General features: G+C 38.9%; 8 protein-coding genes. All 8 read left to right on the forward strand.

Annotated features, from left to right (window positions below; genetic code table 11):
* Positions 1-204: 204 nt before the first annotated feature.
* The 8 genes from TETH514_RS03330 (at position 205) to carB (ending at position 12,121) form a co-directional block, all read left to right on the forward strand.
* Positions 205-1,941: a [Fe-Fe] hydrogenase large subunit C-terminal domain-containing protein gene (locus tag TETH514_RS03330; RefSeq protein ID WP_009052158.1), complete on the forward strand. Its 1,737-nt coding sequence runs from the start codon at positions 205-207 to the stop codon at positions 1,939-1,941.
* The gene (locus tag TETH514_RS03335; RefSeq protein WP_009052159.1) at positions 1,925-3,103 is read left to right on the forward strand and encodes a PP2C family protein-serine/threonine phosphatase; all 1,179 of its coding nucleotides are present in this window, start codon (positions 1,925-1,927) and stop codon (positions 3,101-3,103) included. Before TETH514_RS03330 ends, TETH514_RS03335 begins: the two co-directional genes overlap by 17 nt.
* Positions 3,104-3,480: 377 nt before the next feature.
* Positions 3,481-4,515 carry an N-acetyl-gamma-glutamyl-phosphate reductase gene (gene argC, locus TETH514_RS03340; protein ID WP_009052160.1) on the forward strand — a complete coding sequence of 345 codons (1,035 nt, stop codon included), beginning with the start codon at positions 3,481-3,483 and terminating at the stop codon, positions 4,513-4,515.
* Positions 4,516-4,556: 41 nt separating this feature from the next.
* Positions 4,557-5,777 carry a bifunctional glutamate N-acetyltransferase/amino-acid acetyltransferase ArgJ gene (argJ, locus tag TETH514_RS03345; protein ID WP_009052161.1) on the forward strand — a complete coding sequence of 407 codons (1,221 nt, stop codon included), beginning with the start codon at positions 4,557-4,559 and terminating at the stop codon, positions 5,775-5,777.
* Positions 5,774-6,673: an acetylglutamate kinase gene (argB, locus tag TETH514_RS03350; RefSeq protein ID WP_009052162.1), complete on the forward strand. Its 900-nt coding sequence runs from the start codon at positions 5,774-5,776 to the stop codon at positions 6,671-6,673. The genes argJ and argB overlap by 4 nt, the downstream gene beginning before the upstream one ends.
* On the forward strand, positions 6,660-7,844 hold the full coding sequence (locus tag TETH514_RS03355; RefSeq protein ID WP_009052163.1) for an acetylornithine transaminase: 1,185 nt from the start codon (positions 6,660-6,662) through the stop codon (positions 7,842-7,844). The genes argB and TETH514_RS03355 overlap by 14 nt, the downstream gene beginning before the upstream one ends.
* A 1-nt stretch (position 7,845) precedes the next feature.
* Positions 7,846-8,916 carry a glutamine-hydrolyzing carbamoyl-phosphate synthase small subunit gene (gene carA / locus TETH514_RS03360; RefSeq protein ID WP_012268616.1) on the forward strand — a complete coding sequence of 357 codons (1,071 nt, stop codon included), beginning with the start codon at positions 7,846-7,848 and terminating at the stop codon, positions 8,914-8,916.
* Positions 8,903-12,121, forward strand: a complete 3,219-nt coding sequence (gene carB, locus TETH514_RS03365) for a carbamoyl-phosphate synthase (glutamine-hydrolyzing) large subunit (RefSeq protein ID WP_009052165.1) — start codon at positions 8,903-8,905, stop codon at positions 12,119-12,121. Before carA ends, carB begins: the two co-directional genes overlap by 14 nt.
* The last annotated feature ends 2 nt before the right edge of the window (positions 12,122-12,123 follow it).

A 12,123-nucleotide genomic window follows, 5' to 3' on the forward strand; every position in this document is an offset into this window, starting at 1 on the left:
TAGCCAATACAAAAAGTGGGGTTTTCATCTTTATGTATTTAATTATTGCAAAAAACACAAAAGTAAAGATTTTATAATTGGATATGAGGGTGTGTCAAAGGAGTAATGATTAAGGTTGCCGATAAATATTTCACTTCTGTGACGCGCCGGAGGTGGCGAGGATTTAGAAGCTATAAAAAATAGTAAATGGGAGGAGGATTGATTTTGGATGTAATCAGTGTATCTAAGGCAAACTGCAAAAATTGCTACCGGTGCGTTAGGCATTGTCCTGTCAAAGCTATAAAAGTAGTCGGCGGTCAGGCGGAAGTTGTGGATAGCTTATGTATATACTGTGGAAGGTGTGTCATCGAATGCCCCCAGAATGCCAAGAAAATACGGAACGACCTACATGCAGTAAAAGAATTCATAAATGCCGGTGAAAAGGTTGTAGCCTCCATAGCTCCTTCTTACCCTGCTGTCTTTGACGTAACTTCTCCTCAGGAGATGTTTTCCATACTGAAGGCCCTAGGGTTTTATGGAGCTGAGGAAACAGCGGTGGGAGCTGAAATGGTATCTATGGAGTACCAGCATTTGATCAAAAAGGGGCAGAAGGGTCCCATTATAACCACGGCTTGCCCGGTTGTAAAAAATCTGGTAGAGAAATATTATCCAGGACTTATAAGGAATCTAGCTCCGGTGGTTTCCCCGATGGTTGCTCATGCAAGGTCATTGAAGCAAAGATATGGGTTGGACATTAAAGTTGTTTTTATAGGTCCCTGCATTGCCAAAAAAGCTGAAGCCCTAGATAGAAGCGTTTTAGGGAACGTAGATGCAGTACTAACTTTTCAAGAATTGGCCGATTGGATAGATGAGAAAGCTTCCGCGGTAGCTGGAGTAGACTTTGGAGAGCGAGAAAATGTATTAGAACCTTTTATTGCTAGGAGTTATCCCTTGCCAGGGGGGCTTTTAAAGACTTCTTCAATGGAGGATGACCTTTTGTCCCGAGAGGTCGTAGTCGTAGACGGCATGGAGGACTGCATGGAACTTTTAGATGCCCTGGAGCGCGGAAGCGTAAGCGGCCGGCTCTTTGAGATGATGGCGTGCAGGGGCGGCTGTATCAATGGGCCCTCGATGCCGTGTGACAGTTCCCTTTATGAAAGAAGGGAAAGGTTGCTTTCATTTATAGAAAATAATCAACAGCAGCAGGGATATGAGGATATAAAGGCTTCTGCGGCGGGTATTGACCTCAGGAGGTCTTTCGAGCCGAAGGCCTTTAAAGCGCCTAGGCCAACCGAATCAGAGATAAGAGAAATACTGGCTTCAATAGGCAAAACGACTCCAGAAAAGGAACTGAACTGCGGGGCATGCGGATATCCTTCCTGCCGCAAAAAAGCCGAGGCCGTCTACCGGGGAATGGCGGAGCCGGACATGTGTATCCCCTACATGAGGTCCAGGGCCGAATCTCTGGCCAACCTGATCATAGACCACACCCCGAACGGCATCATTTTGGTAGACAGTAATTTGAATATAAAGGAAATAAACAGAGCGGCGGAAAAAATGTTCGGTGTTGAAAAGGAACAGGTCCAGGGGAAGCCCCTTTCCACCGTCATCGACGACAGGGATTTTGCCTGGGTACTGGCCAATAAAACTAACCTGCAGGATAAAAAGGTGAACTATCCCCGGAATTTTTTAACTACCCTCCAGACTATATGCTATATCGAGGAAGAGGACCTGGTACTGGCGATTATTCAGGATATTACCGAACAGGAAAAGCAGAGGATGGAACTGGAAAGGGTTAGGGAGGAGACCCTGGAGAAGGCCCAGGAAGTAATAAACAGGCAGATGCGCGTGGCCCAGGAAATAGCAGGACTGCTGGGAGAGACGACGGCGGAGAGCAAGATGCTGCTCCTTAAGCTTATAGAACTGGTTAAAGGAAGGGAAGAAAATGAAGGTCTTTGCTGAAGTGTTCACCAAAAGCCTTACCAAAAAAGGAGAAGAGCTGTGTGGGGACAGCGTTGAGGTTGTGCAATCCGAAGACGGCATAATTGCCGTAATGGCCGATGGCCTGGGGAGCGGGGTAAAGGCTAGTATACTTTCCACTCTTACCGTAAGGATTGCTTCTACTATGATAAAAAACAGGGCTTCCATAGAAGAAGTGGTCAGGACCCTGATTAATACTCTTCCTGTGTGCCGCGTCCGGCAGCTTGCTTACTCCACCTTTTCCATTCTCGAGATTAACGATGATGGAAAAGGAAGGCTTTTTGAATTTGATAATCCACCTGTGATTTACATCCGGGACGGAAAGGTTCTTAAGCTACCTTACAGGGAACTGAGGGTGGAAGACAGGAAGATTCTGGAGTACCGGTTTGAAGCCTTCCCGGGGGATAAAATATTCCTGGTAAGCGACGGAGTTATTCACGCAGGAGCAGGGGGTATCTTGAACCTGGGATGGCAGTGGCCTAATGTGGCCGAATACCTGCAGAGGCTTGACAGAAGTGGATGCTTCGTGTCGGAAATGGTGGACCAGCTGATCAAAACGTGTAGCCACCTTTATTCCAGTAATCCGGGGGATGATACCACGGTCTTGGGAGTAGGTTTGAGAAAGTCGGAGCTAATCACGGTACTAGTTGGCCCTCCTGAAGATAGGTCAAAGGATGCAGAAGTTGTGAAAAAACTTATCGACAGCGAAGGCAAAAAAGTGGTCTGCGGAGGTACTACTGCAAATATTGTTTCTAGGGAAACTGGAAGGAAAGTAGTCACAAATAGGGACTATGCCGACCCGGCGATACCTCCCGTCGGTAGTATAGAGGGAATAGACCTCGTAACTGAAGGTTTGATAACTTTAAGTAGGTGTGTCGAGATACTGAGAAATTTTGTAAACATATATTCCTTTTCTCCCCACTTTTTGGACGATATGAGGGAAAAGAAGGACGGAGCTTCAATATTGGCAGACCTGCTTGTCAATCGCTCCACTCATATCCGATTTCTGGTGGGGCGAGCGGTTAATCCTGCCCACCGGAATGCATACCTGCCGGAAGGCGTAAGCGATAAACTCAAGGTAGTAGAAGAACTGGCCCAAATTCTGAAAAAATGTGGCAAGAGAGTGTGTATAGAACTTTATTAAATGAGAAAGAAGCGGTCCATGCTCAAGGCCGCTTTTTATATTTTTGCTGCTTTTGAGACATTTAAAAAGAATTTCACACATTTTAATTATACCAAACAAAAGGGAGGCAACCTCTACTCTTTTTTATTTTCTTCTTCAATGTTTTTGTAATTATTTTAAGTGATAAATATGTCTATATTATTCACAAATTTTTTTATGAAAAAGTCTTGAAAAATTTTTTTATGGTGGTATAATGTAAAATAAAAGTTGTATAATTATAAATTAAATATTGTATTTATGCATTAAAAATATTTTTTTAACACCATATGCATAAATATAAATTATAGCGTATATATATTAAGTAACGGCAGAGGATATAAAAGGGGGAGACACTTTAAATGGTGAAGGTAGGAATATTTGGAGCAACGGGTTATACAGGAGTCGAACTTATAAGAATACTTTCAAAACACGAAAAAGTAGAGATAAAATATCTTTCTTCTCAAAGTTATAATACCATAGCAATTTCGAATGTTTATTCATCCCTTCTTGGTTTTTGCGACAAAGTGTTGGAAGAGGTAGACTTTGAAAGGGCAATGTCGGAGTGTGATGTCATATTTACAGCTTTGCCTTCAGGTCATGCTGCAAAAATTGCCAGAGAAGCTGTAAAAAAAGGAATAAAAGTGATTGACTTAGGAGCTGACTTTAGATTTGACGATTATTCTATCTATAAAGAATGGTATAGTGGAGAGTATGATGGCTACGACGGGATTAAAAGAGTATATGGACTCCCTGAAATTTATAGAGACGACATAAAAGAGGCTCAGGTTGTAGGAAATCCTGGATGTTATCCTACAAGCGTTATATTAGGGCTTATGCCTCTTTTGAAAAATGGCATAATAGAAGGGAAGATAATTGTTGATTCAAAGTCAGGCGTATCAGGGGCAGGTCGTAGTCCATCCCAAAACAATATGTATGCAGAATGCAATGAAAACATAAAAGCGTATAATGTTGCAAAACACCGACATATTCCAGAAATGGAGCAAGAACTTTCAAAAATTTTTGGTGAAACAGTGTCTGTTGTGTTTACACCTCACCTTGCTCCCATGACAAGAGGAATTTTAAGTACCATGTATTGCAAATTAAAAAAAGATATAGATGTTGATACTGTTTATGACATTTATGCTGATTTTTATAAAAAAGAGTATTTTATAAAAGTGTTGGAACCTGGCCATTACCCCGCAACAAAAAGTGTTTATGGGTCAAATTTTTGTCACATAGGTTTTGAGGTTGATAAACGTACTAATACTTTAATAGTCATGTCTGCAATTGATAATCTCGTTAAAGGGGCGTCAGGCCAGGCAGTGCAAAATATGAATATTATGTTTGGAATAGATGAAAATACTGGACTTGATATAGTTCCAATATATCCGTAGATAAAAACACAAACAAAAAAAGGGATTTGGAGGATTTGATAATGGAAGAGTTGGAGATTTTAGAAGGAAGCATAGAACTGCCGAAAGGCTTTTTGGCTTCGGGTATCTTTGCAGGAATTAAAAAAAGCAAAAAAGATGTCGCACTCATATATTCAGAAAAAGTGGCAAATGCAGCGGCTGTATTTACAACGAATAAAGTTAAAGCGGCACCAGTCATTCTTGATATGGAAAGAATAAAAAAAGGAGTAGCGCAGGCAATTGTTGTAAACAGTGGCAATGCCAATGCCTGTACAGGAGAAAAGGGGCTGGAAGATGCTATTAACATGGCAAAAAAAGTGTCACAACTTCTTAAAATAGATGAAGAAAATGTGCTGGTATGTTCGACAGGAGTGATTGGTGTACCTCTTCCTATGGAAAAAGTTTTAAAAGGGATTGAGGCTGCGGCAGAAAATCTTTCAACAGAGGGTGGGTACCAAGCGGCTGAAGCTATAATGACAACAGATACTTTTTTAAAGGGCGTAACAGCCAAGTTTGTGATAGAGGGCAAAACTGTTATAATGACAGGGTTTGCAAAAGGGTCAGGCATGATACATCCGAATATGGCGACAATGCTTTCTTTTATACTTACAGATGCGAGTATAACTAAAGTTGCATTAGACAAGGCTTTTAAGGAAACAGTAGAAAAAACTTATAACATGATCTCTGTTGATGGAGATATGAGCACAAATGATACAGCGATAATACTTGCAAATGGGGAAGCGCAAAACAAAACAATAGAAGAGGGGACTCATGAATTTGATATATTTTATAGAGCCTTAGAGCATGTGAATAAAATTCTTGCAAAACTTATTGTGAAGGATGGGGAAGGAGCAACTAAGTTCATGGAAGTAAATGTAATAAATGCAAAAACTGAAAAAGATGCAAGATTAGCTGCAAAGTCTATTGTAAACTCAAATCTTGTGAAGACAGCTATATTTGGTGAAGATGCCAACTGGGGAAGGATTCTCGCGGCAGTGGGATATTCAGGAGCAGATTTTGACGCAAGTAGAGTTGATATATATTTAAAAAGCATGAAAGGAGAAATTAAAGTTTGTGAAAACGGAGGTTACATCTTTTTTGATGAGGCTTTAGCCAAAGAAATTTTAAAAGAAAAAGAGATTACTGTAACCGTAGATATGAAGGCCGGGGAATATAGCGGAACTGCGTGGGGGTGCGACTTAAGCTATGACTATGTAAAAATTAACGGGAGTTATAGAACATGATTAGAAGGCAAAAATATGGCGACGAAATCGCAAAAGCCCAGGTTTTAATAGAAGCACTCCCATACATTAAAAAGTTCTCCGGCACGACAGTTGTAATAAAATACGGTGGAAGTGCAATGTTAGACTGCAATTTAAAAAGAATGGTAATGCAGGACATTGTATTGATGAAATTTGTAGGATTAAATCCTATAGTTGTACATGGCGGTGGACCAGAAATAAATAAGATGCTGGAGAGGCTAGGTATAGAATCAAAGTTTGTAAATGGCTTGAGGGTTACCGACGAGGCCACGATGGAGATTGTTGAAATGGTGCTGACAGGTCGTATCAACAAAGAAATTGTATCCTTGATCAATGAACTAGGGGGCCAGGCGATTGGCGTAAGCGGGAAAGATGGGAGACTTTTAAAGGCGGAAAAAGATACCTCAAACGGCGACATAGGATACGTAGGAAAAATTGTAGATGTAAACATAGATGTAATAACAATGATGCTGGAAAAAGGATATATACCTGTTATTGCACCGACATCTTTCGGAGATGACGGCAAAACATACAATGTGAATGCAGATACTGCCGCGGGGAAAATTGCAGAAGCATTAAAGGCTGAAAAGCTAATTTTACTTACGGATGTCGAAGGAATTCTATCAAATATAAACGATAAAAGCAGCCTAATATCCCGAATGGACTTAGAGCATGCAAAAGAATTTATGAATTCGGGACGCATAAACGGTGGGATGATACCAAAACTTGAATGTTGCATAAAAGCTGTTGAAAATGGTGTAAAAAGAGCTCACATCATTGACGGAAGGCTTACACATTCACTACTTCTTGAAATTTTTACTGATGAAGGCATAGGTACTATGATAGGAAAGGAATGTTTTGACGATGATAACCTTTGAGGATAAGAAATATCTAATGAATACTTATAGCAGATACCCTATTACCTTGGTAGAGGGAAAAGGGACAAAAGTATGGGATGACAAAGGAAATGTCTATCTGGATTTTATTGCAGGTATTGCAGTAAATTCACTGGGGCACTGTCATCCAGCATTAGTTAATGCTCTAAAGAATCAATCTGAAAAACTTATACACTGTTCTAATCTTTATTGGAATGAGAATCAAATAGAACTTGCAAAGATAATTGCGGAAAATTCATTTGGAGGCAAAGTATTTTTTGCAAATAGTGGCGCAGAAGCAAATGAAGGTGCTATAAAACTTGCTAGAAAATATGCATCATTAAAGTACGGTGATAAAAGGCATAAGGTTATATCTGCCAAAAATTCTTTTCATGGAAGAACTTTTGGGGCATTGACAGCGACAGGCCAAGAAAAGTATCACAAGGGTTTTGGACCACTTCTTTCTGGTTTTAAATATGTACCTTTTAATGATATTGACGCTCTTTATGAAGCAATTGATGATGAAGTGTGTGCAATTATGCTGGAAGTAGTGCAAGGCGAAGGTGGTATCCATGAAGCTACACCGGAGTATATAAAGGCAGTAAGAGAAATATGTGATGAAAATGACATCCTCTTTATAATAGACGAAGTTCAGACAGGTATAGGAAGGACGGGAAAACTTTTTGGATATGAGCATTACGGTATAACTCCTGACATTATGACTTTGGCAAAGGGATTGGGAGGGGGGTTCCCAATAGGAGCTATTGTCGCAAAAGAAGATAAATCAGTTTTTTCACCAGGAGACCATGCCTCCACATTTGGCGGAAATCCTTTAGCTTGTGCTGCAGGGATTGCGGTTATGAAAGAAATAACAAAGGAAGGTTTTCTAGATAGTGTGGCTCAAAAAGGTGAGTATTTCAAGGGAAAACTTGAAAGTTTAAAGGAGAAACACAGTGTCATAAAAGAGGTGAGAGGGAAAGGACTTATGATAGGCTGCGAAATGGATATGGAAGAGGCTTCGGATATTGTGACAAAGGCGATGGGAAAAGGCTTACTTATAAATTGTATCAGTCACAATGTCTTAAGGTTTGTTCCTCCTCTTACTGTGACAGAAGAGGAAATAGATACGGCGATAATAATACTGGATGATGTACTTTGTGAAATGGGGTTTTAGCATGAAAGGTTATTTAAAGCTTGAGGATGGAAGCATATTTGAAGGCGAGTTAATAAGCAAAAACAAAAAAGGATATGGAGAAGTTGTTTTTACTACAGGGATGACAGGCTATCAAGAAGCTATAACGGATCCTTCCTATGCAGGCCAAATAGTTGTCATGACATATCCTTTAATAGGAAATTATGGTATTAACAAATACGACTTTCAATCAGAAAAACCTCATATAAGGGGGTTTGTGATACGGGAATATTGTGATAAGCCTAGTAATTTCCAGAGTGAGAAGTCGCTTTTGAGCTATCTTGATGAGCACAACATACCGGTATTATCAGGTGTTGATACAAGGGCCTTGACAAAAAAACTTAGAGAAAATGGAACTATGAGAGGAATTATAACTTGTAACGCTGACGACAACATAGAATTTGACCAAACAAATCTTTTAGAAGAAGTTTCTACAAAAAGGTCATACCGTATAGCGGGCATTGGTCCAAAACTTGCCTTTATTGACCTTGGCACAAAAAAGAGTATTTTAAAAATGCTAAATTCAGTTGGATTTGACATTTATGTGTTTCCTTACAATGCAAGTTATGATGATGTTATGCAAATAAATCCCGATGCAATATTTCTTTCAAATGGACCGGGTGACCCTAAAGATGCAGTTTATGCAATAGAACTTACTAAACACTTTATAGGTATAAAACCTGTGTTGGGGATATGCCTAGGTCATCAGATAATAGCGCTCGCTCTTGGATGCAATACAGTAAAAATGAAATTCGGCCACAGAGGTGCAAATCAACCTGTTAAAGATTTACTGACAAATAAAGACTATATAACTTCTCAAAACCACGGATACGCTGTTGAAGAGGAATCAATAGATAAAGACAAGATAACTGTTACCCATATAAACTTAAACGATGGAACAGTAGAAGGCATTATGCATAAGTTTCTGCCAGTTTTTTCTGTACAATATCATCCTGAGGCATGTCCTGGACCCCGTGATTCAACAGATATTTTTGATAAATTCATGGATATAGTCATGGTTTACAAAAGGAGGTCTTATTTTGCCGAAGTATAAAGATATTAATAAGGTTCTGGTAATAGGCTCAGGCCCTATTATAATAGGGCAAGCCGCAGAATTTGATTATTCAGGAACCCAGGCCTGCAAATCCTTAAAAGAAGAAGGGCTGCAAGTTGTCTTAGTTAACAACAATCCAGCCACTATAATGACTGACACTGATATAGCAGACATTGTTTATATTGAAAATCCTACCGTTTGCGTGGTTGAAAAAATAATAGCGAAAGAAAAACCCGATGGAATTCTTGCTACTTTAGGAGGACAGACAGGGCTCAACCTTGCTGTCAAACTCAAAGAAGAAGGGATTTTGGACAAATACAATGTAAAACTTTTGGGAACTTCTTTTGAATCAATAAAAACTGCAGAAGACAGAAAGCTTTTTAAAAGAAAAATGCAGGAAATAGGGGAACCAGTCGCTGAAAGTGTCACCGTCACAAATATAGAGGATGCACTTAAATTTGCTAAAAATTACGGTTATCCTTTAATAATAAGACCTGCTTATACCCTTGGGGGTACAGGAGGTGGCATAGCCCACAATGACGAAGAACTTATTTCGATTGTAAGTTTAGGTCTTAAAAAGAGTATGGTGGGAGAAGTACTTGTTGAAAAATCACTATACGGATGGAAAGAAATAGAGTTTGAGGTAATGAGGGATGCAGATGATAATTGCATTACGATTTGCAGCATGGAAAATTTTGATCCTGTGGGTGTTCATACTGGAGACAGTATAGTCGTAGCACCAACTCAAACTTTGTCAGACTATGAATATCAAATGTTAAGAAGTGCAAGCATTAAAATAATCAAGGCTTTAAAAATTGAGGGAGGATGTAATATTCAATTTGCACTTGACCCTGAGAGCCACAAATACTATGTTATAGAAGTAAATCCAAGGGTTAGTCGTTCAAGTGCACTGGCATCAAAAGCGACAGGTTATCCTATTGCAAAGGTTGCTGCAAAAATTGCAATAGGGCTTAGACTTGATGAAATAAAAAACCCGGTAACGGGTAAAACAACTGCATTTTTTGAACCCGCGCTGGATTATGTTGTAACAAAAATACCAAGATGGCCTTTTGACAAATTTTATACTACTGATAGAAAAATAGGTACCCAGATGAAGGCGACAGGAGAGGTAATGGCAATAGAAAGGTCTTTTGAAGCATCCCTCTTGAAGGCCGTAAGGTCATTAGAGATAAAAGCTTATGGTCTTCGATTAAACAATGTAAAAGCGATGAAAACAGAAGAAATATTAAAAGGAATATCAGTTCCTAATGATATGAGGCTGTTTTATATAGCAGAGGCTCTTCGCCGCGATATAGATATTGATTATATAAACGAGGTTACAAAAATAGACAAATGGTTTTTAAACAAGCTTTTAAATATTGTAAATATGGAAAGAGAAATAGAGAAAAATGAGTTAAGCGAAGAAATTCTTAAAAAAGCAAAGAGAATGGGATTTTCAGACAGAGAAATTGCGACAATAAAGGGAATTGAAGAAGAAGATGTGAGAGCATTAAGAAAAGAATATAGCATATACCCTTCCTATAAAATGGTAGATACCTGTGCAGCGGAGTTTGAATCCGTCACACAATATATATATTCAACTTATGGCGAAGAAGACGAAGTTGAGATCCATGAGATACCAAAAGTAATTGTAATAGGCTCTGGTCCTATAAGAATTGGTCAGGGAATTGAGTTTGATTACTGTTCTGTTAAAGCCTTGTGGGCTTTAAGAGATGCTGGAATTAAATCTATCATAATAAACAACAATCCTGAAACTGTCAGCACAGACTTTGACACAGGAGACAGGTTGTACTTTGAGCCTATTACATTGGAGGATGTTTTAAACATATATGAAAAAGAAAAACCACTTGGTGTAATGGTAATGTTTGGCGGCCAGACAGCAATAAATCTTACAGAAGGGTTAGTCAAAAACGGAGTAAAAATATTAGGCACTTCCTATGAAAGCATTGATATAAGTGAGGACAGGGAAAAGTTCTCAAAACTTTTAAAAGAGTTAAACATCAATCAACCTAAAGGCGATTATGCCTTGACAGTAGAAGATGCAAAAGATATTGCGCTAAAACTCAGTTTTCCACTTCTTGTAAGGCCCTCGTATGTTATAGGCGGTCAATCTATGGAAAAAGTTAACACACTTCAAGAACTGATTGACTATGTAAAACATGCGACAGAAATATCTCCAGGCAAACCTATTTTAATAGATAAATATATAGATGGAAGAGAAGTAGAAATTGATGCGGTGTCAGATGGTGAGTGTGTGCTAATACCCGGAATAATGGAGCATATAGAAAGAGCTGGAGTGCATTCAGGGGACAGTTTCTCAATATATCCTGCAAGAAATTTGTCTGAACGGGAGATAAACACTATTATCGAATATACAGAGAGGATTTCAAAAGCTTTAAATGTAAAAGGACTTATAAATATTCAATTTGCTGTAAAAGAAGGTACTGTATACGTGTTAGAAGTAAATCCCAGAGCTTCACGTACTGTACCTATTATGAGCAAAGCAACAGGTGTACCTATGGTGAAACTGGCAGTGGAAGTGGCCTTGGGCAAAAAGCTAAAAGAATTAGGATATAAAAGCGGTTTATGGCCGCAGACCCCATATACGGTTGTAAAAGCTCCTGTATTTTCTATGGAAAAATTGACAGATGCTGAGGTTTCATTAGGTCCTGAAATGAAATCAACGGGAGAAATAATGGGTATAGATTTAAGCTATGAAGGGGCTCTTTACAAAGCCTTAGAAGGAGCGGGTCTTAAAATACCTAAAAAAGGGAAAATACTTCTTTCGATAGCGGAAAGAGATTTTCAAGAAGTGCCCTCTTTGGTTGAAAAATTGCAGAGTTTAGGGTATGAGATATATGCCACATATAGGACAGGTAAATATTTGAGTTTGATGGGCATTCATGTAAATGTGATATCTCTTGATAATGCAATAAAATTACTGAAGGATGGATATTTTGATGCGGTAATAAATACACCGACAAAAGGCAAAAAACCTGATAATACAGGATTTAAACTGAGAAGGACAGCGGTAGAATACAGAATTCCTCTATTTACCTCTATGGATACTATAAAGGCGGCATTAAATGCTGTAGCAAAAGTAAATGTGAATGGTTTGTCTATTTTATCTATAAACGAATATGAAGAAATACAAAAAGATAATGTCAAAAATTTGGTTTTGTAAGG

The organism is Thermoanaerobacter sp. X514, from assembly GCF_000019065.1.
Taxonomy (GTDB): Bacteria; Bacillota; Thermoanaerobacteria; order Thermoanaerobacterales; family Thermoanaerobacteraceae; genus Thermoanaerobacter; species Thermoanaerobacter pseudethanolicus.